Origin of the sequence: Klebsiella sp. P1954 (genome assembly GCF_018199955.1) — a bacterium.
In the GTDB taxonomy this organism is placed as follows: domain Bacteria; phylum Pseudomonadota; class Gammaproteobacteria; order Enterobacterales; family Enterobacteriaceae; genus Klebsiella; species Klebsiella pneumoniae.
In genome coordinates this window covers 2,375,327-2,400,964 of the sequence record NZ_CP073373.1, presented here as the reverse complement: position 1 = coordinate 2,400,964, position 25,638 = coordinate 2,375,327, and the positions used below count along the sequence as shown (strand labels likewise).

Annotated in this window: 15 protein-coding genes and 1 tRNA gene; 7 read left to right on the top strand and 9 right to left on the bottom strand. The window is 55.1% G+C overall.

Annotation, left to right across the window (positions count from 1 at the left end):
* Positions 1–31: 31 nt before the first annotated feature.
* Both KB890_RS11525 and iolE read left to right on the top strand, forming a co-directional pair.
* Complete coding sequence (locus KB890_RS11525) at positions 32–916, top strand: sugar phosphate isomerase/epimerase family protein (RefSeq protein ID WP_004152193.1); 885 nt, start codon at positions 32–34, stop codon at positions 914–916.
* A gap of 23 nt (positions 917–939) precedes the next feature.
* Complete coding sequence (iolE, locus tag KB890_RS11520; protein ID WP_002886970.1) at positions 940–1,839, top strand: myo-inosose-2 dehydratase; 900 nt, start codon at positions 940–942, stop codon at positions 1,837–1,839.
* A 143-nt stretch (positions 1,840–1,982) separates the two neighbouring features.
* On the opposite strand, the gene KB890_RS11515 is transcribed toward iolE, so the two are convergent.
* The 8 genes from KB890_RS11515 to KB890_RS11480 all read right to left on the bottom strand — a co-directional run bounded on the left by KB890_RS11515 (position 1,983) and on the right by KB890_RS11480 (position 10,357).
* On the bottom strand, positions 1,983–3,293 hold the full coding sequence (locus tag KB890_RS11515; protein ID WP_004178395.1) for an ABC transporter substrate-binding protein: 1,311 nt from the start codon (positions 3,291–3,293) through the stop codon (positions 1,983–1,985).
* Positions 3,286–4,359: an ABC transporter ATP-binding protein gene (locus tag KB890_RS11510; protein WP_004178396.1), complete on the bottom strand. Its 1,074-nt coding sequence runs from the start codon at positions 4,357–4,359 to the stop codon at positions 3,286–3,288. Before KB890_RS11510 ends, KB890_RS11515 begins: the two co-directional genes overlap by 8 nt.
* Before the next feature lie 5 nt (positions 4,360–4,364).
* Positions 4,365–5,189 (bottom strand): phosphodiesterase, encoded by an 825-nt coding sequence (locus KB890_RS11505; RefSeq protein ID WP_004178398.1) that lies wholly within the window; start codon positions 5,187–5,189, stop codon positions 4,365–4,367.
* A 10-nt stretch (positions 5,190–5,199) separates the two neighbouring features.
* Positions 5,200–6,087, bottom strand: coding sequence for a carbohydrate ABC transporter permease (locus KB890_RS11500; protein ID WP_002886980.1), 888 nt, complete (start codon positions 6,085–6,087; stop codon positions 5,200–5,202).
* Positions 6,077–6,961: a carbohydrate ABC transporter permease gene (locus KB890_RS11495; protein ID WP_020323738.1), complete on the bottom strand. Its 885-nt coding sequence runs from the start codon at positions 6,959–6,961 to the stop codon at positions 6,077–6,079. Before KB890_RS11495 ends, KB890_RS11500 begins: the two co-directional genes overlap by 11 nt.
* 130 nt (positions 6,962–7,091) lie before the next feature.
* Complete coding sequence (gene ahr, locus KB890_RS11490; RefSeq protein WP_004178400.1) at positions 7,092–8,111, bottom strand: NADPH-dependent aldehyde reductase Ahr; 1,020 nt, start codon at positions 8,109–8,111, stop codon at positions 7,092–7,094.
* A gap of 111 nt (positions 8,112–8,222) precedes the next feature.
* Entirely contained in the window at positions 8,223–9,692 is a 1,470-nt protein-coding gene (locus tag KB890_RS11485; RefSeq protein ID WP_004178401.1) for a SulP family inorganic anion transporter, read from the bottom strand.
* The gene (locus tag KB890_RS11480) at positions 9,689–10,357 is read right to left on the bottom strand and encodes a carbonic anhydrase (protein ID WP_004178402.1); all 669 of its coding nucleotides are present in this window, start codon (positions 10,355–10,357) and stop codon (positions 9,689–9,691) included. The genes KB890_RS11485 and KB890_RS11480 overlap by 4 nt, the downstream gene beginning before the upstream one ends.
* Positions 10,358–10,950: 593 nt before the next feature.
* Here KB890_RS11480 and KB890_RS11475 point away from each other — a divergent pair.
* From KB890_RS11475 to KB890_RS11455, 5 genes are all read left to right on the top strand, one after another.
* A tRNA-Leu gene (locus KB890_RS11475) sits at positions 10,951–11,035 on the top strand.
* A gap of 198 nt (positions 11,036–11,233) precedes the next feature.
* Positions 11,234–12,499 (top strand): tyrosine-type recombinase/integrase, encoded by a 1,266-nt coding sequence (locus KB890_RS11470; RefSeq protein ID WP_004178403.1) that lies wholly within the window; start codon positions 11,234–11,236, stop codon positions 12,497–12,499.
* A gap of 234 nt (positions 12,500–12,733) precedes the next feature.
* The gene (hsdR, locus tag KB890_RS11465) at positions 12,734–16,246 is read left to right on the top strand and encodes a type I restriction-modification system endonuclease (protein ID WP_004178404.1); all 3,513 of its coding nucleotides are present in this window, start codon (positions 12,734–12,736) and stop codon (positions 16,244–16,246) included.
* A gap of 71 nt (positions 16,247–16,317) precedes the next feature.
* Positions 16,318–17,907: a type I restriction-modification system methyltransferase gene (gene hsdM, locus KB890_RS11460; RefSeq protein WP_004178405.1), complete on the top strand. Its 1,590-nt coding sequence runs from the start codon at positions 16,318–16,320 to the stop codon at positions 17,905–17,907.
* The gene (locus KB890_RS11455; RefSeq protein WP_004196471.1) at positions 17,904–19,235 is read left to right on the top strand and encodes a restriction endonuclease subunit S; all 1,332 of its coding nucleotides are present in this window, start codon (positions 17,904–17,906) and stop codon (positions 19,233–19,235) included. The genes hsdM and KB890_RS11455 overlap by 4 nt, the downstream gene beginning before the upstream one ends.
* Positions 19,236–19,306: 71 nt before the next feature.
* On the opposite strand, the gene KB890_RS11450 is transcribed toward KB890_RS11455, so the two are convergent.
* Positions 19,307–25,627 (bottom strand): DEAD/DEAH box helicase, encoded by a 6,321-nt coding sequence (locus KB890_RS11450; RefSeq protein ID WP_004178408.1) that lies wholly within the window; start codon positions 25,625–25,627, stop codon positions 19,307–19,309.
* Positions 25,628–25,638: the final 11 nt, after the last annotated feature.

The following is a 25,638-nucleotide window of genomic DNA, read 5'->3' as shown; positions in this document are numbered from 1 at the left end:
CTGACGGAACTTCTTTGCACAGGTAACGACGATGAAAATTGCTTTTGATGTGGATGTCATTAAGGACCTCGGGATCACCCGCATGGTCCATCAGGTAGCGGAGTGGGGCTACAAGTACATTGAACAGTCGCCGCACCCGCAGATTAACCCGTTCTACAAGCACCCGCGCGCCAGCCGGGAGATCATGGCGGAGTACAAGCAGGCGCTGCGCGATACCGGCCTTGAGCTGTCGTCGTTTATCTGCGTCTACCGCTGGTCCGGCCCGGACGAACTGCGCCGTCAGGCGGCGGTGAAAAACTGGAAACGGCTGGTGGAAATTGCGGTGGAGATGGGCGTTCAGGTGATCAACACCGAGTTCTCCGGCGATCCGAATCAGCCTGAGATCTGCGATGAAATGTTCTATCGCTCAATGGAAGAGCTGTTGCCGATTTTTGAGCGGGAAGGCATCCGCGTGGAGATCCAGGCGCATCCCTGGGATTTCTGCGAAGAGAACAATGAAACCGTCGATATCGTGAAGTCGTTCCGCAGCGATAACGTGAAGTACGTCTACAGCGTGCCGCACACCTTTTTCTACGACAAAGGCGTCGGCGACGTGGCGAGCATGCTGCGCTATGCCGGGAGCGATCTCTCCCATGTCCTGATTGCGGACACCCGCAATCATACGAAACATTGCCGCTATATCGTTAACCCGCCGGGCGTGGATGCCGTGGTGCACCAGCACGTAGGCGTCGGAGAAGGGGATGTGGATTTCGACGCGCTATTCCGCACCCTGCGCGAAATGAAATTCGCCGAGCAGACCTTCAAGGTCGGCGGGGAACCGATTGTCGCCACCTCGCTGTTTGGCTACCCGGAAAAAATGAAATACCAGGCAGTGGAAACCCGTGAACTTATTGAACGTGAATTGCTGCGCCGCTAAGGCGCAGCGGCAGGAGCCCTACTATGAACAAAGATAACGTCAAACTGGCTATCGCCCCAATCGGCTGGACTAACGATGATATGCCGGAGCTCGGCAGCGAAAACACCTTCCAGCAGATCGTCAGCGAAATGGCGCTGGCCGGCTTTACCGGCAGCGAAGTCGGCAGCAAATATCCGCGCGATCCGGCGGTTCTCAAGCCGATGCTGGATATTCGCGGCATTCAGATCTGCAACGCCTGGTTCAGCACCTTTTTCGCCAACGGCCAGCGGGAAAAAACCATTGATGAATTCGTCAATCACATGAACTTCCTTCATGCGATGGGGGCGAAAGTGATTGGCTGCTCCGAGCAGAGCGGCAGCATACAGGGGCTGGATAAACCGATCCTCGGCGATGCGAAGCCGTGCTTCAGCGACGAAGAGTGGCAGCGGGTGGCGGAAGGCTATAACACCCTCGGCCGCCTGGCGGCGGAGAAGGGGATGCAGGTCTGTCTGCATCACCACATGGGCACCGGCATTCAGACCACCGCGGAAATCGACAAATTTATGTCGCTGGTGGACGAGCGCGTCTTCCTGCTGTTCGACACCGGACATGCCTGGTATTCCGAAGGCGGCGAAGCGCCGATGCTTGCGATCCTCAAAAAGTATCTGCCGCGCATCAACCACGTTCACCTGAAAGACGTCCGCCCGCCGGTGATCGACCAGGTGCGCCGCGACGGCCTGTCGTTCCTCGACGGCGTGAAAAAAGGCACCTTCACCGTCCCGGGCGACGGGGTGATCGATTTCCGTCCGGTGTTCAAGCTGCTGGACGACTTTGGCTATAAAGGCTGGATGGTAGTGGAAGCCGAGCAGGATCCTGCTCTGGCCAATCCTTTCGAATACGCCGTCAAAGCGCGCAAATATATTCGCGAAACGGCAGGGATCTAATCGTTGTGACATTTTCAGGCCATACCGGGTATGGCCTGCTTTTTTCCTTTCACAACCGGACTCAGGGCTTAACCACAGCGCCGGACAGTTCCCTCTCCCTCAGGGAGAGGGCCAGGGTGAGGATGACGATGACGGGTAATGCGTCACTTCACTTCCGCCAGCGCGGTCTTATCCACATACGGTTTCATCAGCGCGTCGGCTTCCTTCTGCGCCGCCTGCACCGCCGCTTCCGGCGTCACTTTGGCATCATTGACCACCGCCGCCAGCTGGTTCTCCATCGCCTTACGCACGGCGACGGTCTCCCAGGTGGAATACCACGGATGCGCGTACTTCAACTGTTCAAGGGCGATCGCTGCTCGTGGATCCTGCTGCAGATAAGCTTTCATCTCCGGCGTATCGTAAGAAGCCTTACGCGGCGAGAAGTAGCCGGTAAAGCGGCTCCACGCGCCGTTCACCTGCGGGCTCACCAGATAAGTCAGGAACTGGTAGGCCGCTTTCTTCTGCGCGTCGTTGATGCCTTTAAAGCTCACAAGGCTGGCGCCGCCAATCGGCACCGCGCGCTGCTCTTTGGCCGGTAGCATGGCAACACCGAGTTCAAAATCTTTACTGTTCTCGCGCATAAAGCCCAGCGCGCCGGTGCTGAGCATCGCCATGCCAAGTTTGCCGGAGAAGAATGAAGCGCTGATCTGCTTCGAATTCAGTACCCCGGAAGGCATCACTTTGTCTTTGTAGATCAGATCCTGCCAGAAGCGCAGAGCGCCGATAGCGGTCGGCGAGTTGTAATAAACCTCACCCGGATAGTCTTCATTGAAATATTTACCGCCGTTGGCCCGCACCAGCGCCGAGAAGATCCAACCGCCGTAGTCATCGTTGGTCGACGGCAGCATGATCCCCCACTGGCCTTTGCTCTCATCGGTCAGCTTTTTGGCATCAGACAGCAGCTCGGCCCAGGTCTGCGGTGGTTGCGCGATCCCGGCCCGATCGAACAGCGTCTTGTTGTAGTAGAGGATCGGTGTCGAGTTATGGAACGGGATCGCATAGGTGGTGCCCATCACCTGGGCGTTCTTATGCATCGCGGGCCAGAATTCCTTTTGCAGAAAATCGCCAGCCTTTTGATCGCCATATTTAAACAGCTCATCCATCGGCAGGATCTCATCCTTCAGCGCCAGATCGGTGGTGAAGTTGGCGGACATGATCACCAGCGCCGGCGGTTGTCCGGCCTTCTGTGCGGATTCGGCTTTGATCTTGGTGGTGTCATAGTTGCCGGTGAAGATGCCGCGAACTTCGACATCCTGCTGTGAGTCGTTGAACGTTTTAATAACGCGTGTCATCTCCATCGTCAGCTTGCCGTCGACCGGGGCCGGGAACATGAAGTCTATTTTCTCTTTCGCCAGCGCCGCGCCGCTCAGAGCGAGGCTGAGCCCAACCGTCAGGGCGGTGAGGGGGTTAAACATGATTACACTCCATCAGTAAATTATGCTGGGTCTCAGCATGAAAAAGATGCACATCGGCAGGCGAGAAGCCGAGGATCAGCGATTCGCCTTTTTCCGGCACCGTGCCGCGGTGGCGGCGGCTAAAGCGCAGGGTGCCGATCGGGGTGCTGACGTGGAGCAGATAATCGGCCCCCATCAGTTCTCGTTGCAGGACGGTGCCCGGCAGGCGCAGATGGCCGTGCTCCAGGCGGTCGGTAATATGTTCCGGGCGAATGCCCAGCCAGACGCGGGTCTGGCTGCGGTGGCGCGGCGGTAGCGGATGGCGTTGTTCGCCAAGCTGAACGTTGCCGTCAACGCAGGGGAGCGATAGCAGATTCATTGCCGGTGAACCGATAAATCCGGCGACGAACAGATTGGCCGGGTTGGCGTACAGATACTCCGGGCGCCCGACCTGCTGCACGTGGCCGCCGTTCATCACCACGATGCGGTCGGCCATCGACATCGCCTCGGTCTGATCGTGGGTCACATAGATGGTGCTGGTTTTCAGCTGCTGGTGGAGGGCCATAATGCTGTCGCGCACTTCGCTGCGCAGGCGGGCGTCGAGGTTGGAGAGCGGCTCGTCCATCAGGAACAGCCGCGGATTGCGCACGATCGCCCGGGCCATCGCCACCCGCTGGCGCTGGCCGCCGGAGAGCTTCGCCGGTTTGCGGTCGAGCAGCGCCTCCAGCTGCAGCATCTGCGCCACTTTATCCACCCGCGGCTGCCAGCTGCTTTTCTCTTCCTTGCGCACCTTCATGCCGAAGGTGATGTTGTCGCGCACCGACAGATGCGGAAACAGGGCATAGTTCTGGAAGATCATCGCGAAGTTGCGCTCGCGCGGCGTGGTGGCGGTGATGTTCTCATCATGCAGCCAGATTTGGCCTTCGCTGACCGGCTCCAGGCCGGCGAGCAGGCGCAGCAGGGTGCTTTTCCCGCAGCCCGACGGGCCGACCAGCACCACGAATTCGCCTTCGTGAATATCCAGCGACAGGGCGCTGAGCGCCGGTTTGCCGTCGAAACGTTTACTGATGTTTTGCAGACTGAGCATAGCGGTTAGCGCTCTTCCGTTGGGCAACTGATGTTTTCGTCGTACAGCCACGGCCCGGCGTAGTGGGCCAGCGAGTGCTGGTAGCTCACCCACTGCTCGCCGACCTGGCGGTGCATCAGACACGAGGCAGGAGAAAGGTCGTAATAGGGCCGGGTATCTTCGTGGCAGTACGGCACCTGATGGACGGTACCGGGGATAGTGGAGATCAGCGCCTGGCGATACTGGGTCATGGTCAGGCTGTGGTTATGGCCGCAGAAGATGCGCGTCAGCGACGGGAAACGCTCCACCAGCGCCAGCAGACGGTGGCCGTTTTCGCAGGCGATCGGGTCCATCTGCGCATTGCCCAGCGGCAGCGGCGGGTGGTGCATAAAGATCGTTGCCGGTTTGTCGCCGCCCTCAAACAGCTGGGCTTCCAGCCAGCCGATGGTCTCGTCGGTCAGCCAGCCTTTTGACGTGCCGGCATGACTGGAGTCGATAAACAGCAGGCGGGTGGCGAAGTCATCCACCGCATAGCGCATATTTTGCGGATCGTTGCCCAGCTGCGGGCACAGCGGGTGAAGATGCTCGAGAAAATGGGCTTTGTCGTCGTGGTTGCCGGGGATCAGATACAGCGGATAGTTCAGGCTGCCGAGGATCTGGCGGGCCACCTGATACTCCTCCGGGCGGCCGCAGTTGACGATATCCCCGCTCACCACCACCGCATCCGGGCGCTCGCGCAGCGCGTTAAGCTGGGAGACCACGTCGGCGTTGGCGGCATTGACGTCGATAAAGCCGTACAGCTTCTCGCCGCGGCTGCGGAAATGGGTATCGGAAATGTGCGCTAACAGCATGAATCACTCCTTATTTGATCCCGGAGAAGCCGAAGCTCCGCAGGAACTGTTTCTGAAAAAGGATGAACGCCAGCATCAGCGGCAGGCAGACCATCAGCGTCCCGGCGCCGATGGTGCCCCACTGGCCGCCGGATTCGGCGCCCATGGCGAAGGAGACCAGCCCGACGGTCAGCACCTGCTTATCGGGATCGTTGAGCATCATCAGCGGCCACAGGTACTCGTTCCAGTGGTAGGTAATGCTGACGGTGGCGAAGGCCAGCACCGACGGCCAGGACATCGGCAGCAGTACGCGGAACAGCACCTGCCACCAGCGGCAGCCCTCCATCAGCGCCGCCTCCTCCAGCTCTTTCGGGATGGCGAGGAACGCCTGACGCATCAGGAACACGCCGAACGCCGAGGTGAAGTAGGGCATCATCACCCCGGTGAGGGTGTTGAGCAGGCCGAAGGTTTTCAGGGTCAGCATGTTCGGCACCATCATCACCACCGGCATGATCATCAGCTGCACCAGGAACAGGAGAAACAGCGTCTGCTTGCCGCGAAATTCGTGGCAGGCGAAGACGTAGCCGGCGGTGGTGATGGTCAACAGCTGCACGAAGAAGGTGCCGAAGGTGAAGATAAGGGTGTTGGCGTACAGGCTCAGCCAGTCGGCGCTGTTCCAGGCGTCGCGGAAGTTATCGAGGGTCAGCGGCAGGCGGGGCAGCAGCGACGCCATATCGTCGCCGAAGGTGGTGGCGCTGAACGAGGTGGCCAGCATCCAGATAAACGGGCTGACCCACAGCAGCGCCAGGCAGCACATTAATACTGTGAGCGTAAAGGGCGACGAGCGGCGCAGGCGTAGCCACAGCGGACGGGCGGCGGCGGGCGTGCGGACCAGCAGCGGCGAGATTTCAGCGCTCATAGTGGACTCCTTTCTCCAGCAGTTTCAGGTTAATCAGCGAGAAGGCGAACAGCCCGGCCAGGGTCAGGAAGGTGGCGGCGGAGGCTTTGCCGAGGTCGTGGGTATCCCAGGCGAGATTCTGGATGTAATAGAGCAGCACGGTGGTGGCGTTGTCCGGCCCGCCGCGGGTCATCACCGCCACGTGGTCGATCTGGGTGATGGAGTAGATCAGCGCGGTGGTGATCACAAAGCTCAGGGTCGGGCGCAGCAGCGGTAGCGTGACCTTAAAAAAGACCTGCGTGCGGGTAGCCCCCTCCATCAGCGCCGCTTCCCGCGTCGAGGCCGGAATGCTCTGCAGCCCGGCGAGGAAAAACAGCATGTAGTAGCCGGCGAACTTCCACACGCCGATCAGCGCCAGGGCCAGCAGCGCGCTGTTGCTGCGCCCCAGCCAGTTGTTGTTCATCGGCCCGAACAGCTTTGCCAGATAGTGGTCGAGCAGGCCGAGGCCGGGCATAAAGATAAACAGCCACAGCGCGGCGGCGCTGACCATCGGGATAATCATCGGGAAGAAAAAGGCGGTGCGCAGCCAGCGGTTGACGCGATGGTTCTCGCTCAGGGCGACCGCCAGCAGCAGGGCGAGGGTCACCCCGGGCACCACCGTCAGCAGGATATAGAGCAGGTTATTGCCCAGCGACTGCCAGAAGACGTTATCGGCAAACAGGCGGGTGAAGTTATCCAGCCCGACGTACTGCGCGCCGTCGCTGGCCATGCGGGTATCAAACAGGCTGTCATACACCGAACGCCCCAGCGGGAACCAGGTAAACAGCAGTAAAAACAGCAGGGAAGGCGACAGGATCAGCCAGGGAAGCCAGGTCTTTCTCATGGTGACGCGCATCTCGTTCAGCCATTTATCGAAGCCCGGATTGTGGGAAGCAATGACTACAGAGGCATGGCGGGGAGATGACGGTTTGATGAAGCGACGGGGAAAACGCCGGGCGAGCGGGCCGCCCGGCGGGAGAGAAGGATCAGAAGTCGGCTTTCAGCACCGCGCGGTAGCGGGCTTTGCCTTCACGAACGTGCTTCAGCGCTTCGTTAATCTGCGACATCGGGAACAGCTCGGTGGTCGGAGCCACTTTGCTGCGCCCGGCAAACTTCATCAGCGTGCGCAGTTCGGACGGGTTACCGGTCGCCGAGCCGGAGATGCTGCGGTCGCCGCCGATCAGGGTAAAGGCCGGCACCGGGAACGGCTTCATCACCGCGCCGACGGTATGGAAGTTGCCGCCGTAAGCCAGGGCTTCGAAGTACGGCTGCCAGTCGAGGTCCACCGCCACGGTGTTGATGATCAGGTCGAACTGACCGGCCAGCGCTTTTAAGGCTTCAGGATCGCGGCTGTTGACCACGCGATCGGCGCCCATCGCCAGCACTTCCTGCTCTTTCGCCGGGTTGGAACTGAAGGCGGTCACTTCCGCGCCCATCGCCCGCAGCAGCTTAATGGCGATATGGCCGAGGCCGCCGATGCCGATCACCCCGACGCGGCTGGTGGCGGTGACGTGGTGGGTCAGCAGCGGTTTAAAGACGGTGATGCCGCCGCACAGCATCGGGCCGGCGGACGCCAGATCGATGCTCTCCGGCAGGGGGATCACCCACTGCCAGTCGGCGCGCAGCTTATTGGCGAAGCCGCCGCGGTTGAGAATGGTCGGCACCGAGCCTTCCAGACAGTTGATCTGGTTGCCGCTGATGCAGGCGTCGCAATGGCCGCAGCTGCGCGCCGTCCAGCCGATGCCGACCTTCTGGCCAATCTTCAGCCCTTTATCCTGCGCCGCGCTGCCCAGCGCCGCCACCCGGCCAATCACCTCGTGACCGGCCACCAGCGGGTAGCTCGACATCCCCCATTCGTTGTCGATCATCGACAGGTCCGAATGGCAGATCCCGCAGTATTCCACTTCAACTTCGACATCTTCCGGCTGCAGCTCACCGGCATCGTATTCCCACAGCGACAGATCGGCGCCCGCTTCTTTGGCGGCGTAGCTTTTAATGATGCTCATGTTCATTTCCTTGGGGTTGGCGTGATAACCCAGAAAGTGTAGAGCATGGTATTCCCCGGCGCTTGGCAATCGGAGGGGTAGCGAAGCGGGCGGACCAGCCGCCCGTTAAGGTCAGCGGCTGGCCAGCGGCCAATGATTAAGGCGGATGCCGCGCTGCGGGGCGTTCTCGGCAAAATCATCCAGCACCGCCCGCACGTCCGGGTCGAGGTAGCCGACGCTGTCGTGCTCGACGATCACCACGCTTTTTTCCGGAATCTTCGCCAGCAGGGCCAGCAGATGCGGATTGTGCATAAAGGTCAGATTCTGCTGGATGCGCAGCACGTAGTGGTCATCGTAGCGCGCCAGCTGCAGCGAGTGGCGATGGCTACGCCAGAGGCTGAACGCCATCTGGGTGGCAAGACCAATCCCGATCCCCGCCAGCATGCCGAAGGCGATAATCCCGCCGATGGTGGCGAGGAACGGGACGTACTGCGCCGCCCCCTGGCGGAACTGCTCGATGAACAGCCGCGGGGTCGCCAGCTTATAGCCGGTATACAGCAGCACGGCGGCGAGGCTGGCGAGCGGGATTAAGGTCAGCAGGCCGCTGAACCACAGGCCGCAGATCAGCAGCAGTACGCCGTGGATAAAGATCGACAGTTTGCTTTGCGCGCCGTTGCTGACGTTCACCGAGCTGCGGACGATCACCGCGGTGATCGGCATCGCCCCTAGCACGCCGGAGAGCAGGTTGCCGACGCCCTGGGCGACCATTTCGCGGTTCGGCGAAGGCGGCGGATTTTGCGGGCGCAGCTTTTTCAGCGCCTCCTGGCTCAGCAAGGTTTCGAGGCTGGCGACCAGCGCCAGGGTTACCGCCACCACCCACACCGACGGATTGCGCCACGCGCTCCACGCCGGAGATTCCAGCTCGCCCAGCAGATCGCCGAGGCTGCCGAACGCCGGCAGGGTGATGCGTGGCAGAGTGGCAAGCTGCTGCGGCGCGGCCTGGGTCATTAATACGGTGGTGACACAACCGAGCAGGACAGCGATCAGCGGGCCGGGGATCCAGCGTAGGCTCTTCACCCGGCGGATAAGCGGCGAACCCCACAGCCAGAGCACCAGCAGGCCGCCCGCGGCGACGGCGATAGCACTGAGGGAGAAGGTGGCGTTACCCTTCACGATATCAACGAGCCCGGTCTCTTCTGCGCTGCCGAGCGCGACGGGGATCTGCTGCATAATCAGCAGGATGCCGATCGCCGCCAGCATGCCTTTGATGACGCTGGCGGGAACCAGCGAGATAAAGCGCCCGGCCCGCAGGATGCCGAACAGCAGCTGCAGCGCGCCGGCCAGCACCAGCGCCATCAGGAAGAGGGAGAAGGAACCCAGGGATTCAATGGCGGCGACGACGATGGTGACCAGTCCGGCGGCGGGACCGCTGACGGCGAAGCGGGAGGGACTGAGGGCGGTGACGACCAGGCCGCCAATGATGCCGGTCAGCAGGCCGACGAAGGGCGGTAAGCCGCTGGCCTGGGCGATGCCGAGGCACAGCGGCAGGGCGACAAGGAAGACGACGATGCCGGCGAGAGAGTCCTGACGAAGCGTGTTCATGGGGCGTGCTCCTGCGGTGAGAGGTGTTCGACGAGGGTGGTTAAATGGCCGGAAGCCAGATCGTAGACGCAGCCGTGCAGGCTGAGCGGTCGCCCGCTGGCGAGCACCGTCTGCACCGGTTCACTCTCCAGCAGACGGGCGAACTGGGCGCGAACGTTGGCTTCCACCAGGGCGTCCAGCGCATGGCGAGAGGGCTCCGCGTCGGTGCTGGCGCCGGGGGAGGCCGCAACACCACACCCATCGGCAATTTGCACAATTTCGTGATGCAGGGTGTTGCGCAGCTGGCCGATGCGGCGAGCCAGCGCCGAGGATTCCTGCGCCAGCGGCAGGGTGGGCAGGGAGAGCGCCGCCTGCACGCCGCCGCAGCCGTAGTGGCCGCAGAGCACCACCCGCTCCACCTCAAGGTAGTGGAGGGCATATTGCAGGACGCTCATGACGTTGTCGTCGGCGGGGTCGAGCATGTTGGCGATATTGCGGTGGACAAAGAGCTCGCCGGGCTGACTGCCGGTGAGCACCTCGGCGGGCACGCGGCTGTCGGAGCAGCCGATCCACAGCGAGTGGGGCCGCTGCCCGTCGACCCATTTTTCGAAATAGTCCGGGTCATGCTGACACTTCTGCAGCGCCCAGCTGCGGTTGCGGGCCAGCAAAGGTTTTAACGTCGTCACAAGTATTCTCCTGAGTTAATTCATCGAGTGAATATGTCCATCAAGACTCGTACAGCGACTAGTAAAAATAGTGTTTACCGGAATCCTTCACGCCTGAGGAAAATCCTGGAATAAACGGCAAAAAGAAAACTTTTCATTAATGTAAAGTTATAAAAATATTGATGAAATTAATATATTGCTGCGGAACGGATGAATAACAAAAAGGCATTGGCTAAAACTTTCTGGAATATATGGGAATGGTGGTGGGTGGGGTTGGTGGAATAGTTGGGGAGTGAATATTGGGCATTTGTTTGAGGAGAGATGGATTGTGATGGGGATGCAGGTGAGAGTGAGGTGAGAACAATTTGAGATAATTTTGAGTGGGGTTTGGGAGTACTGGGGGAGAAGGGGGATGGCTGGCAGGTGGAGCTGGGTTTGCGGGAGGGTGAGAGGAGGGGGCGCTGGTGGCCGTCGCGCTATGGAACGGCGGTAAAAGGTGACGCCGCGCAGGATAGCGCTGTTTTTTTCAACACTTAGCGTAATGACGACACGCTGTCGCTTGCATGACCGCCGCCGACAGGTATAATCCAGAACGTTTCCGCATCCCCTTCAGTGCCGAAGTGGCGAAATCGGTAGACGCAGTTGATTCAAAATCAACCGTAGAAATACGTGCCGGTTCGAGTCCGGCCTTCGGCACCATCGGAACATCAATAGACGTCAACGGACGTCTTTTTTTGTGCCTGAAATCCAGTATCCGCAAGGCTTTCCTCGCTTTTTCACTCAACCTAAGTCAACCTGATTCAATCTACATCAACTTACTGATGCGGGTACAACTGCGGGTATTTCCCGGTTCGATAATGTTTGTACCCACACAGAACCCTTGAAAGGATACTCATCATGGCTCTGAGTGATGTGAAGGTTCGTTCGGCAAAGCCTGAAGCAAAAGCCTACAAACTGACTGACGGTGATGGCATGGTTTTGCTGGTTCACCCTAACGGCTCCAAATACTGGCGGCTTCGTTATCGCTTCGGTGGTAAAGAGAAGATGCTGGCGCTTGGGAAATACCCTGAGGTTTCGCTGGCGGATGCCAGGGCACGCAGGGATGAGGCCCGTAAGCTGTTAGCTAATGGCGTTGATCCCAGTGAAAACAAGAAAGCCGTTAAGGTAGAACAGGAGCAAGAGGCTATAACGTTTGAAGTGGTTGCCAGAGAATGGCACGCTAGTAATAAAAAATGGTCGGCATCGCATAGCGCTCGTGTATTGAAAAGCCTCGAAGATAATCTCTTTGCTGCCATTGGTAAGCGGAACATTACGGAGCTTAAGACTCGGGATCTTCTTGTACCCATCAAAGCGGTGGAATCATCCGGGCGTCTCGAAGTCGCTGCTCGTTTGCAGCAGCGTACTACCGCGATTATGCGCTTTGCTGTGCAGAGTGGGTTAATCGACTACAACCCCGCGCAAGAGATTGCCGGTGCGGTTGCTACAGCGAAAAGACAGCATCGTGCGGCTCTGGAACTTAACCGAATTCCTGAGTTACTTCATCGCATTGATCACTATTCTGGCAGACCCTTAACTCGATTGGCTGTTGAACTCACTTTGTTGGTCTTCATTCGTTCAAGTGAACTGCGTTTTTCCCGCTGGTCAGAAGTGGATTTTGAAACGGCCATGTGGACGATCCCTGGTGAGCGTGAACCGTTGGAAGGTGTAAAGCATTCTCAGCGTGGTTCGAAGATGAAGACTCCTCACCTTGTTCCTTTGTCACGGCAAGCCTTAGCCATTCTGGAAAAGATCAAAAGCATGAATGGGAATCGAGAGCTGATTTTCGTAGGCGATCACGATCCCCGTAAGCCGATGAGTGAGAACACGGTGAACAAGGCTCTGCGAGTTATGGGCTATGACACCAAAACGGAAGTCTGTGGGCATGGTTTCAGGACAATGGCCTGTAGCTCATTGATTGAATCGGGTCTATGGTCGAGGGATGCCGTAGAGCGGCAGATGAGCCATCAGGAGCGTAGCTCTGTTAGGGCTGCCTACATCCATAAAGCGGAACATCTGGGGGAGCGCAGGTTGATGCTGCAGTGGTGGGCGGATTATCTGGATGTAAATCGTGAGAAGGGGGTGAGTCCGTTTGATTTTGGGAATAATGGTAATATGTTGAAATGATTTAATTATTTATCGATTTTATAATTTAAAAGTGCGCTCGATATGGTCAACTGACTTGCTTGAAGAGTTTGGGGTTTTTTGTGTTTAGTACAGCACTACAAAATAGACGAACCCTTAAGAATTGGTCAGTTGCTGTGACGTTGGTCATTGCCCGGGAATATGTGGAAAGCTAAGATAAAGAGTTATGAGCCTTAAATATACGGATAGGCTTGCACAGCGATGGATTAAAACTTAATGATGACTAAATCCAATTTTGAGTTCCTGAAGGGCGTCAACGATTTCACCTATGCCATCGCCTGTGCGGCGGAAAATAATTACCCGGATGATCCCAACACCACGCTGGTGAAAATGCGTATGTTTGGCGAAGCGACGGCTAAACACCTTGGCCTGCTGCTGGATATCCCCCTCTGTGAGAATCAACACGATCTTCTGCGTGAACTGGGCAAAATTTCCTTTGTTGATGACAACATCCTTTCTGTATTCCATAAATTGCGCCGAATTGGTAACCAGGCCGTCCACGAATACCATAATGATTTGGATGATGCTCAGATGTGCCTGCGCCTGGGTTTCCGTCTTGCCGTCTGGTATTACCGGTTGGTAACCAAAGATTACGACTTTCCTGTGCCGGTTTTTGTGCTGCCTGAGCACGGTGAGGATCGCTACCACGCCGAAGTTCTCACCCTCAAACAGCAACTGGAACAGCAGACACAGGAAAAAGTACAAAGCCAGGCAGAACTGGAAGCTCAGCAGCAACGATTAATTGCACTCAACGGCTACATTGCCGTTCTCGAAGGCAAACAGCAGGAAACCGAAGCACAAACCAAAGCACGCGTGGCCGCACTGGAAGCGCAACTCGCCGCCAAAAACGCCGAGTTAGCAAAACAAACCGAACAGGAACGCAAGGCATATCATAAAGAGATTACCGACCAGGCTATCAAGCGCACACTGAATCTCAGCGAGGAAGAAAGCCGCTTCCTGATTGATGCCCAACTGCGTAAAGCGGGCTGGCAGGCCGATAGTAAAACGTTACGTTTCTCCAAAGGTGAGCGTCCAGAACCGGGTGTAAATAAAGCCATTGCCGAATGGCCAACTGGCAAAGATGAAACCGGGAAGCAAGGTTTTGCGGATTATGTTCTGTTCGTGGGCCTTAAGCCTATCGCAGTGGTCGAAGCAAAACGTAAAAATATCGATGTTCCCGGCAAACTCAACGAATCGTATCGCTACAGTAAATACTTCGATAACGCGTTCTTACGCGACACGTTGTTAGAACACTACTCTCCTGATGAAGTACATGAAGCGGTACCTGCTTACGAAATTAGCTGGCAGGACACCAGCGGCACACAGCGTTTTAAAATCCCCTTTTGCTACTCCACCAACGGTCGTGAATATCGCGCGGCAATGAAGACCAAAAGCGGTATCTGGTATCGCGACGTCCGCCATACCACCAATATGTCGAAAGCGCTGCCGGAATGGCATCGCCCGGAAGAGCTGCTGGATATGCTGGGCAGCGACCCGCAAAAACAGAATCAGTGGTTTGCCGATAACCCCGGAATGAGCGAACTGGGTCTGCGTTATTACCAGGAGGATGCCGTTCGCGCGGTAGAGAAGGCCATTGTTAACGGCCAACAAGAGATCCTGCTGGCAATGGCGACCGGTACCGGTAAAACCCGTACCGCCATTGCCCTGATGTTCCGCCTGATCCAGTCGCAGCGTTTCAAACGCGTCTTGTTCCTGGTTGATCGTCGCTCGCTCGGCGAGCAGGCGCTGGGATCGTTTGAAGATACACGGATTAACGGCGACACTTTTAACAGCATTTTCGATATCAAAGGATTGACTGATAAATTCCCGGAAGATAGCACCAAAATTCACGTCGCCACGGTTCAGTCGCTGGTTAAACGCACGTTGCAATCAGATGAACCGATGCCGGTCGGCCGTTACGACTGTATTGTCGTCGATGAAGCACACCGCGGTTACATTCTCGATAAAGAGCAGACCGAAGGCGAGCTGCAGTTTCGCAGCCAGCTGGATTACGTTTCCGCCTACCGTCGCATTCTCGATCACTTCGATGCGGTAAAAATTGCCCTGACCGCCACGCCAGCGCTGCACACGGTCGATATTTTCGGCGAGCCGGTTTACCGCTACACCTACCGTACGGCGGTGATCGACGGCTACCTGATCGATCAGGATCCGCCTATTCAGATCGTTACCCGCAATGCGCAGGATGGGGTCTATCTTTCCGAGGGTGAACAGGTGGAACGCCTGAACCCACAGGGCGAGCTGATCAACGACACGCTGGCTGACGATCAGGATTTTGAGGTTGCCGATTTTAACCGCGGCCTGGTGATCCCGGCGTTTAACCGTGCGGTATGCGGTGAGCTCACCAAATACCTGGATCCCACCGGGCAACAAAAAACGCTGGTGTTCTGCGTCACCAACGCCCATGCCGACATGGTGGTTGACGAGCTGCGCACCGCGTTTAAGAAAAAGTATCCGCAGCTGGAGCACGACGCGATTATCAAGATCACCGGTGATGCCGATAAAGACGCGAAGAAAGTGCAAAGCATGATCGTCCGCTTCAACAAAGAGCGGCTACCCAATATTGTGGTTACCGTCGATCTGTTGACCACCGGCGTGGATATCCCGTCAATCTGTAATATTGTGTTCCTGCGCAAAGTCAAAAGCCGCATTCTCTACGAGCAGATGAAGGGCCGTGCCACGCGTCTGTGCCCGTCGGTGGGGAAAACCAGCTTTAAGATTTTCGACTGTGTTGATATCTACAGCTCGCTGGAAAGCGTCGATACCATGCGCCCGGTGGTTGTGCGTCCACAGGTGGAACTGCAAACGCTGGTCAATGAAATTACCGACTCAGAAACCTACAAAACCATTGAAGCGGATGGCCGCAGTTTTGCCGAGCACAGCCATGAACAGTTGGTCGCTAAGCTGCAGAGAATCATCGGCCTCGCCATTTATAACCGCGATCGCAGCGAAGCGGTGGATAAGCAGGTTCGCCGTCTGGACGAGCTGTGCCTGGATGCCGCGGGCGTCAACTTTGGCGGTCTGGCCTCACGCCTGCGGGAAAAAGGACCGCACTGGAGCGCCGAGATTTTTAATAAGCTTCCCGGCTTTATCGCCCGCCTGGAAAGGCTGAAAACCGATATCAACACTCTGCGCGATGCCCCTATTTTCCTCGATATTGACGATGAGGTGGTGAGCGTCAAATCGCTGTACGGCGATTACGACACGCCGCAGGATTTCCTCGAAGCGTTTGATGAGCTGGTGCAACGCTCCCCGAACACCCAGCCCGCGCTGCAGGCGGTGATTAATCGCCCGCGCGACCTCACCCGTAAAGGGCTGGTGGAATTGCAGGAGTGGTTTGACCGCCAGCATTTTGAAGAGTCATCCCTGCGCAGCGCGTGGAAAGCGACGCGCAATCAGGATATCGCCGCCCGGCTGATCGGCCACATCCGCCGTGCGGCGGTGGGGGATGCGCTCAAACCGTTCGACGAGCGTGTCGATCACGCGCTGACGCGTATCAAGGCCGAGAACGACTGGAGCGATGAACAGCTAAGCTGGCTCGACCGTTTAGCGCAGGCGCTAAAAGAGAAGGTGGTGCTCGACGACGATGTTTTCAAAACCGGCAATTTCCACCGCCGCGGCGGTAAGCCAATGTTACAGCGTGCCTTTGACGACGACCTCGACAGCGTGCTGGATAAGTTCAGCGATTACATCTGGGATGAGCTCGCCTGACGCGTTATCATCCCCGGCAATTTCTTCTTCTGCGGCCCCGATAAGGGCCGCTGTTTTACATGGGATCTTCAATGAACAATAACGATCTGGTCGCCAAACTGTGGAAACTGTGCGACAACCTGCGCGACGGCGGCGTCTCCTATCAAAACTACGTTAACGAACTTGCCTCGCTGCTGTTTTTGAAAATGTGCAAAGAGACCGGCCAGGAAGCGGATTACCTGCCGGAAGGCTACCGCTGGGATGACCTGAAATCCCGCATTGGCCAGGATCAGATGCAGTTCTACCGTAACCTGCTGGTTCAGTTAGGCTCTGATGAGAAAAAGCTGGTGCAGGCGGTCTTCCATAATGTCAGCACCACCATTGAGCACCCCAAACAGTTAACTGAACTGGTTAGCTATATGGATTCGCTGGACTGGTATAACGGTAGTCATGGTAAGTCTCGCGATGACTTCGGTGATATGTATGAAGGGCTGCTGCAAAAGAACGCTAATGAAACCAAATCTGGGGCAGGCCAGTACTTTACCCCGCGTCCGCTGATCAAAACCATTATCCATCTGCTGAAGCCGCAGCCGCGCGAAGTGGTGCAAGACCCGGCTGCGGGTACGGCGGGTTTTTTGATTGAAGCCGACCGCTACGTGAAGTCACAAACCAACGATCTGGATGATCTTGATGGCGACACCCAGGATTTCCAGATCCACCGCGCGTTTATCGGCCTCGAACTGGTGCCCGGCACCCGCCGTCTGGCGCTGATGAACTGCCTGCTGCACGATATTGAAGGCAACCTCGACCACGGCGGCGCTATCCGTCTGGGCAACACGCTGGGCAGCGACGGTGAAAACCTGCCGAAGGCGCATATTGTTGCCACCAACCCACCGTTTGGCAGCGCCGCGGGCACCAACATTACCCGCACCTTCGTGCACCCGACCAGCAACAAACAGCTGTGCTTTATGCAGCATATCATTGAAACCCTGCACCCCGGGGGGCGCGCGGCGGTGGTGGTGCCGGATAACGTGCTGTTTGAAGGCGGTAAGGGCACCGATATTCGTCGCGACCTGATGGACAAATGCCATCTGCACACCATCCTGCGTCTGCCGACCGGCATCTTTTACGCCCAGGGCGTAAAAACCAACGTGCTGTTCTTTACCAAAGGCACGGTAGCCAATCCGAATCAGGATAAACACTGCACCGACGACGTGTGGGTGTACGACCTGCGTACCAATATGCCGAGCTTCGGCAAGCGCACGCCGTTTACCGAACAGCATCTGCTGCCGTTTGAAAATGTCTACGGTGATGATCCGCACGGCTTAAGCCCGCGTACCGAAGGCGAGTGGAGCTTTAACGCCGAAGAGACGGAACTTGCCGACAGCGAAGAGAACAAGAACACCGACCAGCACCTTGCCACCAGCCGCTGGCGCAAGTTCAGCCGTGAGTGGATCCGCACGGCAAAATCCGATTCGCTGGATATCTCCTGGCTGAAGGATAAAGACAGCATTGACGCCGACAGCCTGCCGGAGCCGGATGTGCTGGCCGCAGAAGCGATGGGTGAGCTGGTGCAGGCGCTGGGCGAGCTGGATGCGCTGATGCGCGAGCTGGGGGCGAGCGATGAGGCGGATGCGCAGCGTCAGTTGCTGGAAGAAGCGTTTGGTGAGGTGAAGGCATGAATGGGGGGAAATTGCCGGAGGGGTGGGTAGAAACCCCGCTAGAAAATATTGTTGAAATACTGGATTCGATGCGTATTCCGGTTAACAACAAAGAAAGACAAAAACGTATTGAGGGGAAAGATTTTAATAAACTATACCCTTATTATGGCGCTACAGGTGAAGTCGGTAAAATTGATGATTTTATTTTTGATGAAGAGCTCATTGCACTAGGTGAGGATGGTGTTCCATTTTTTGATGGACAAAAAAATAAAGCGTACATGCTTTATGGAAAAACATGGGTAAATAACCATGCTCATGTTTTGAAAGCTATTCAAGGATTAAGTCATAACAAATTTCTATGTTATTTTCTCAATCAATTTGACTATCACGATTACGTCAACGGAGGAACTCGTTTAAAACTTACGCAAGCAAATATGCGGAAGATCCCGGTTCGTTTTGCTCCTTTTTCCGAACAAAAAATCATCGCCGAAAAACTCGATATACTGCTGGCGCAGGTAGACAGCACCAAAGCACGTCTTGAGCAAATCCCACAAATCCTGAAACGTTTTCGTCAGGCGGTGCTGGCTGCGGCAGTGAATGGAAAACTTGCAGATAGGCTGGATGGAAATCGCCATTGGCAAGAACAACAATTGAGTCATGTTGCATCTCATATTGTAGACTGCCCACATTCTACTCCCAAGTGGAGTTCAGAAGGGAAATATTGTGTCCGAACAACAGCATTTAGCCCATTTTATTTAGATTTATCTTATCAAGGGTATGTTGATGAAGAAACATACCAAAATAGAATACAAAGGCTCAAACCTGAACCTGATGATATTTTATACAGTCGTGAAGGTACTATAGGTATTGCCTGTCAAATACCTAAAGGAGTAGAGCTGTGTCTTGGGCAACGAATGGTATTAATAAGAGCTAGTGATAAAATATCTAGCAAATATTTAACTATTGTCCTTAATTCTAATAACATACTTAAAATTGTCAGATCTAAAACAATGGGAAGTACCGCGCCAAGGATAAATATGTCAGATATAAAATCTTATCCAATTCCCTTACCACCTCTCCAAGAACAACACGAAATCGTCCGCCGTGTCGAACTACTCTTCGCCTACGCCGACACCATTGAAAAGCAGGTCAACAGCGCCCTGACCCGCGTCAACAGCCTCACCCAGTCAATCCTGGCAAAAGCCTTCCGCGGCGAGCTTACCGCTCAGTGGCGGGCTGAAAACCCGGATCTGATCAGCGGTGAAAACAGCGCCGCCGCCCTGCTGGAAAAAATTAAGGCCGAACGCGCCGCCAGCGGCGGTAAAAAAACCTCGCGTAAAAAAGCGTAATGGTGGTCATCGGCCATCGCTGACTCGAGTCGTTTTAGCGCTCCCAACTCTTTATTGGGAGCGCTAATGCATTAAGACGGCATCACCTCTACCAGCACATCCGTTGCCCAGCTTTCCTCGCTATTAAGGACTTTGCCCTCCTGGCAGGCTTGCGCCAGTTTTACTAGCTGATAAGTCACATCATCAGTAAAGTCAAAGTTACGCCATGCATACGGGAAGTCGATACGCCAGTATCCCATTCCCTGGTCGAAGCGAATCTTCAACATCTGACTATCTTCAAAGGTCACCGTCAGCTTACGATGATGTGGAATATCACGTGGCGAATCGAACACCGTCAGTTCTACCGCTCTGCCCATTGCCGCAGTAAACCACTGGTCGGCGAAATCCTGAAAATCCGCTTCGCTCATCCAGTCATGAGAGGGGCGATTTCCTGAACGATCTTTGGGCTTAAACAGAGTATCAAGCTCAAGCTCCGCGTCATCGGTCAGCTTTGTTTTTAGCGGTTTCAGTATCGCCCCCAGCAGTGCCAGCGCAACCGGGTTTTGCAGATAGCGATCGGTATAGTGAACGCTTGTGATTCGCTGGTTTTTCATCAGTGACTGTGCTTCTTCATGGTTGTTACACAGCAAATCCCAGAAGCGTTGTCCGAACTGCGAAAGTGGACCATTTAACTGTTTATGAATCTCTATGTCTTTGACACGCTCAACCGCGTTCGCTGCTTTCCCCGGCAAAACAAACTCGTTCAGTTTTACCGTGTTATAGCCGAGGCTGCGAACGACCAGTTCGTCATTCAGGTGCCAGCCTGGCCCTGGGATAGTTGCCTGCTGGCTGCGTGAAGCCAGCGTCATTACGCGATCGGCAAAGGCGACTTGCGCAACAATCGGCAATTCCAGAGCCTGTTCGCTATGACACAAACGCACGCCCAAAGCAGTAAACTGCGAAAGCTCATGCAACAGCTCCGGATCATCGACGCCAGCAGGAATGACAAGGTCGACCGCAACATTGTCTTTAATCCGGTAGTTCTGAATAGCCGCCCGGAATTGACGGGCATAAAGATCCCACTCATTGAGTGGCCCATTCATCCACAGTGTGAGTTTTTCAGCACCCTCGTTAATCGCCCGACGAAGGGTATCGCCAATGGCTCCCGGGCAATATCGGGCATCCGGTAGCGAGAATGTTTCATCATCCGGCAAACCGATGTAGTACGAGAAGTCATCACCAAGCCATGCCTGTGCTGCTTTACGATCCAGCAAATCGTGATCGTGGCGAGTCTGGGAGTCGAGGAGGCATTCACTGCATGCCGTATCGCAGTGGTGGCAACCCAACTGCTTCACCATTCCCAACAGAATGGCCTCAATGTGCATTGGCGCACTGGATGCAAAACCTGCACCACCGCTAATCACATCGTAGAGTTGAACGGCTAATACTGATTGTCCATCTTCCAGTCTGACCGGACGCACGGCGTAGCCCAGTTCTGCCGCGGAGATACCCAAAACCCCGGCCAGCGCCTGACGTAGTGCTACCGCCAGAGTCATGGCAACAATCCGCCCTTCTTCCGTGCTATCCGGGAGATATTCACCGTTTTGCGGCTTGCGTAGAACCATTTCAAAGACATCCGTTCGTGCCAATGCCCCCAGCGTGACGTTCTTCATGAGCGCCGTCGAGCCGGGGCAAATTAGACGTTGATTCTGGCTGTCGCGATCTGCTTTTCCCGGACGCGGCGGGTAGTGGGCTTCCATACTTTTCGGCGCATCGTTTGCGTTCAACATCGACTCTGCGCGACCGCAGCTCAGACAAAGTGCGTAACCATGCCCACCTTCTCCAAGGCTTTGCTGGAAAACATGCCCATCAGCGCCAGATGCCATATACCCCATTATCGGGTTAGGTAGCGATACGGGTTCTGCTTTAACAAATACCCAGGCAGGGACAACCGGGATAAATTTCATGGTTTCAATATTGTTCGTCACCGGCGCGTGTGCATCAGTTACAAACCCGGCTGGCTGCAGCACCTGGCGACGATTATCCATGATGATTTTTTCACCACAGGCGCTGTTGGTGCAAAATAGCGTCCCGGAACTGCTCAACCCCTCTTCATAGCCTATGGTCCCGCATTTGTGACAGCGCCAGGCGCAATCCAGACGCTGGGCTTCATTGGTATCGGCATTAATATTGTGCCAGTGCAGTGAGACGCCAGCAGAGCGGAAGACCCGGCCATCCAGTATGATCTCTGCACCTGGTGCATATTCACGGATGGCAACCCCCAGGTTACGCGAGGGAAGTCCCTTATAACGTGACACATTATCTTCGCGATCTTTTTTATCCCGGCTTTTCTGTGATTTTTCACGGATATAGTCTTCCATAGTGAAGTTATCAAACGTCACCACATCTGTCGGGAAGCCGTATCCCGGCAGGAAAGTCCTGGCCGCCAGGTCACGCAGCAAATACTCGCCACAGTGTCGTTTTTTCTCCAGTTCTATGCGCTTGCGATAAGGCGTTTGCGGCTGCGATTCTCGTTCCTGGGCTACAAGATCGCGGTAGACGGAAAGCCATCGCTGTTGCAGGAACGTAATCGCATGGATTGTTTTATCCCGCAACAGGTCGGGTCTGGCGCCATGTAATGCTGTACCTTTCACCAGCCGTTCCAGCGCCGCGTCGATATCAAGAACCGGACGCTCGAGCCAGACTTTAAAGTGTTCACATTTTGATTGCCCGTCGTCTTCACCGAAAAACCAGAGGCTATCAAGACTGGTTTTTTCTTTATCTGTTTCGCCAATGACGTGACATAAAAAGTCGGACAGTAATAACGCATTGACGTGGCGTTGCACCAACCGGGCGGAATTCATTGCCACCATCGGCGCGGGGATCATGGTCTCAAACGGCCAGAGTGGGTTGGAAAAAACCTGCTGGTCGTGCGGGTTTCCTTTGCACAGAGTATAAGAAATCGCACGTGATTCCTGACTACGCCCGGCTCGCCCGGCACGCTGTAAATAGTTTGCCGGATGTGGCGGTACGTTGTTCATCACCACGGCGGTAATGCCACCGATATCAACCCCCATTTCCATGGTGGTGGAACAGTTGAGAACATTAAGCTGTCCGTTTTTGAACATCTTTTCGTAGCTTTGCAAACGTTCTGACGATTGCTGAGCAGAGTGCTCGGCTGTGCGGTAGTAAAATCCGCCTTCCACGACACGATCGTTAATATCCGTCCAGACGTTTTCCGAACGTAATTGTGCGATTAGTGGCTCTTTACTAACCCAGTCACGTACCTTCGCCAGACCCGGAGCGTAGTCTTCTTGCGAACGATCCAGCTTCCAGATTTCCGGCATGGTGACCTTTTGCGCGACAAAAGCGTCATATTGTGTCTTGGTAAGGTGTTCAAACGAAATGTGGGTGGGCAGATAAGGGGTTAAGCCTTTAAAGGCCGTATCCAGAATCTTATTGGTTACCGGACAAATCCAGGCATCTGTGATTAAAGAAAAAGTCATGTGCTCTTTTGGTAGATAGAAACGGTTACCATCAGGTTTCAGCACTGCAAGTGGGCCGGTAAGTTGGGTCCACGCTTCTTTCAGCCACGTATTGATAATATCCATCGTCGCCGTATTTACGGTTTTGAATCCTGCGCCAAGCATTAATATCTTCACTAAACGATGGGATATATTGCCATTACGAATTTGTGGCCAGCGTCTGTTCTGATTATCTTCGGGATCTTTTGTGTCCGGGTTACGGACGAATTTCGATGAAAAACGGCTACCAATCCAGTTTTTCAACTCATCGTCCAGTTGTGTGAAGTTGCTTTCACGTACGTACAGATCCAGCGTAACCTTAAGAAAATCCTTCCAGTCATCCAGCGTCAGCCCTTTCTCTTGCCAATGCACCGGCATCTTATGGCTCTTCTCCAGCCCCTGATAACCAACCTGAACTAATCCCTGCGTTTCCAGGCTGTTAGTTCGTTTGGGCCGGCGCATAAACTCCCGGAATAACAACATTTCAGAAAGCTTTAGCGGCCCGCCATTCTCATTGAAAATTTCAGGCTTCAGATAGTGGTTATATTGCAGAATAGGGCCGCGAATATCGGCTTTTTCTTTAAGTTCATTAACCATTTCAATCCAGGTCCGCGAAACCAGAATAGTCGCAGCTTTGCCACCGGTCGCGGCCTGAATAGCCTGTTCAAGCTGTTCGGCTTGCGCTTCAGCCAGTTTTGCTTGTTCCGGCATTCCCCAGCTTCTATATTCTTTCGCCTCATGGCGGGCCTGTTTTGCCCTCGTCGCTAACTTTTCCAGATCGGCATTGGCATTCGGTGTTGCAGAAGTCTGTGTTCGTTGATGCCAGCTCAGGATTTCGACCACACTACCGCGTAAGCGGCTGCGCTCAGCTTCTTGCTGCATGCGCACCGCCATTCGGGCCGTTCCTTGCCGGCTGTCGGTAAAGGTAATAAGTCGACGGCCTCGACCTGGTAACGAATCAGGTCCGACGCCCTCTTTTCCTTCTTCACTAATAAAATCCTGACAATATTCCAGAACGGTTGGCACAATATTGGTGACGTAAAATGGCCCACCTAATAAGGCACGGCGGAACGGTTGTTTTCCGCTCGTGCCTCTGTAGCCACAGCTACTGGCACTACATACTTGTTCAATGTCGTTAATAATTAGCGGGATGCTGTCATTGTTAATAACACCAATACGACGCGTCTGACGGTCCAGACGCTGTTGGGTATAACCCGCCGCGCTGGTCTTCTCTGCGGCGATAATGAGTGGGGGCTGAAAACGACTCTCTTTATCAACTTTTTCTTCTGCGGCATCATGTTCAATATGCACATCATCTTGCAAAGAGAACTCATCACCGCCTTTATTTTCCCATTGGACAAGTTTTCCCTTTTTGTCCCGCGCCAGAAGATGTGGCTCATTACATTCATTACAGAATGCCAGCTCGTAAACCGGGCTTCCACAATCGCAATTTTGGCGTTTGTTCACATACACATAGCCAAAAGGCCAACCCTTTTCCAGCGGGGTACCGTGCTTTAATCTGCATTCTTTATCAACACAGGCCCACACCCCCTGGGTATTGCGTTGGAATATGTGCGCCCTGACCTTAAGAAATGCGGGATCCTTAGTATTGGGTTGTGTGCCAGAGCAGACGTCAATCCAGCGCAACACATCCTGCTGGCTATAATGCTGTTTTGTTAGCGAGTTCAACCGCTGCGTCATATCATCCAACTTCATTGGATTCGGTTGAGTAACTAGCATGTCGCGCAAGTAATACGCTTCAGGTGAATGCGTAAGTGCATCAAAGCGCTCTGGGCTTACGCCTTTCATGTCTGTATCAGGGATTTGCTCAATTTCTTCTAACGGAATAAAAACGTGTTTGCATGGTTCCAGTTCCGGAATAACCCGGCTTCCGTCCAGTACGTCAATGCGCTCTTGCGGTATACCGGATAATTCAGAGAGGAATTTTTTTAATTGCTTTTCGGCATCGCTTCCGGCAATGGTTGCAGAGGTTGCTACAAAGCGAACATCATCTGGAGTCACACCAAAGGCCGTCATCACGCGGCGTAACTGCAGCGCCAGTTCAGCGGCCTGCGAGCCGACATAGGTATGCGCTTCATCCAATACGATCCAGCGTAATGATTTTTGTGATTTAGATTGCTGGATAATTGGAGCGTCGATCTGGCGGACCATCATATATTCCAGCATTGTGCCGTTGGTCACCAGAATTGGAGCGGGTTCTTCACGCATTTTTTCGCGCGAGAGTACTTCATTCGGTCTTTTTACCTGTTCGCTTTTCACTGCGGCGTGTAGATTTTCGGTATTTCCGTTGTAGAGGCAGTATCGGATTCCGGAACCAAAACCACGTGTCCAGGCGTCCAGGCGCTCACGTTGCGAATTAATTAAGGCGTTAAGTGGATAGAGGAAAAGGGCCCTGACGCCGATAAGTGGGTTGTTGCCATTTTCATGTAATTCCCGGTAGAGGTCTTCCAGCACCGGCACCATAAAACATTCGGTTTTGCCTGAACCCGTACCGCTGGTCACTACCACAGAATGTTTTTTTTCCAGCAGAGCCTTCCAACTGGCTAGCTGGTGAGTAAAGGGTTTCCAGTCAGCACCAAAACGATAGCGTCCATTGTTCTGATCATCCAGCGAATCAACCACAGCTTTACTGAGCAATGCCTTGCCTTCCGTCAGGCTACGCATCGTTTTGTTTGACGCTTTCCAGCCAAACATTTGTTGGAAAACGGGAGAAGCAAGGAATGAGCCTGATTTCCCACAATCGGCGCCCATTTGTTGCGCGAGGTGCTCACGCAACTGCGGGTTTGTGACCCCCATGATACTCAGTGTTGCTTCAGTTGAACGAGACAACGATTGTTCAATAAGTGACGAAAAATAGCGTGTAGTCATTCTTATCCCTT

Bases quoted from the DNA above. Each gene is read 5' to 3' on its own strand.
- ahr (WP_004178400.1), bottom strand. From the start codon at position 8,111: ATGAGCATCATTAAAAGCTACGCCGCCAAAGAAGCGGGCGCCGATCTG.
- hsdR (WP_004178404.1), top strand. From the start codon at position 12,734: ATGATGACTAAATCCAATTTTGAGTTCCTGAAGGGCGTCAACGATTTC.
- KB890_RS11525 (WP_004152193.1), top strand. From the start codon at position 32: ATGAAAATTGCTTTTGATGTGGATGTCATTAAGGACCTCGGGATCACC.
- KB890_RS11455 (WP_004196471.1), top strand. From the start codon at position 17,904: ATGAATGGGGGGAAATTGCCGGAGGGGTGGGTAGAAACCCCGCTAGAA.
- KB890_RS11515 (WP_004178395.1), bottom strand. From the start codon at position 3,293: ATGTTTAACCCCCTCACCGCCCTGACGGTTGGGCTCAGCCTCGCTCTG.
- iolE (WP_002886970.1), top strand. From the start codon at position 940: ATGAACAAAGATAACGTCAAACTGGCTATCGCCCCAATCGGCTGGACT.
- KB890_RS11470 (WP_004178403.1), top strand. From the start codon at position 11,234: ATGGCTCTGAGTGATGTGAAGGTTCGTTCGGCAAAGCCTGAAGCAAAA.
- hsdM (WP_004178405.1), top strand. From the start codon at position 16,318: ATGAACAATAACGATCTGGTCGCCAAACTGTGGAAACTGTGCGACAAC.
- KB890_RS11485 (WP_004178401.1), bottom strand. From the start codon at position 9,692: ATGAACACGCTTCGTCAGGACTCTCTCGCCGGCATCGTCGTCTTCCTT.
- KB890_RS11505 (WP_004178398.1), bottom strand. From the start codon at position 5,189: ATGCTGTTAGCGCACATTTCCGATACCCATTTCCGCAGCCGCGGCGAG.
- KB890_RS11510 (WP_004178396.1), bottom strand. From the start codon at position 4,359: ATGCTCAGTCTGCAAAACATCAGTAAACGTTTCGACGGCAAACCGGCG.
- KB890_RS11495 (WP_020323738.1), bottom strand. From the start codon at position 6,961: ATGCGCGTCACCATGAGAAAGACCTGGCTTCCCTGGCTGATCCTGTCG.
- KB890_RS11450 (WP_004178408.1), bottom strand. From the start codon at position 25,627: ATGACTACACGCTATTTTTCGTCACTTATTGAACAATCGTTGTCTCGT.
- KB890_RS11500 (WP_002886980.1), bottom strand. From the start codon at position 6,087: ATGAGCGCTGAAATCTCGCCGCTGCTGGTCCGCACGCCCGCCGCCGCC.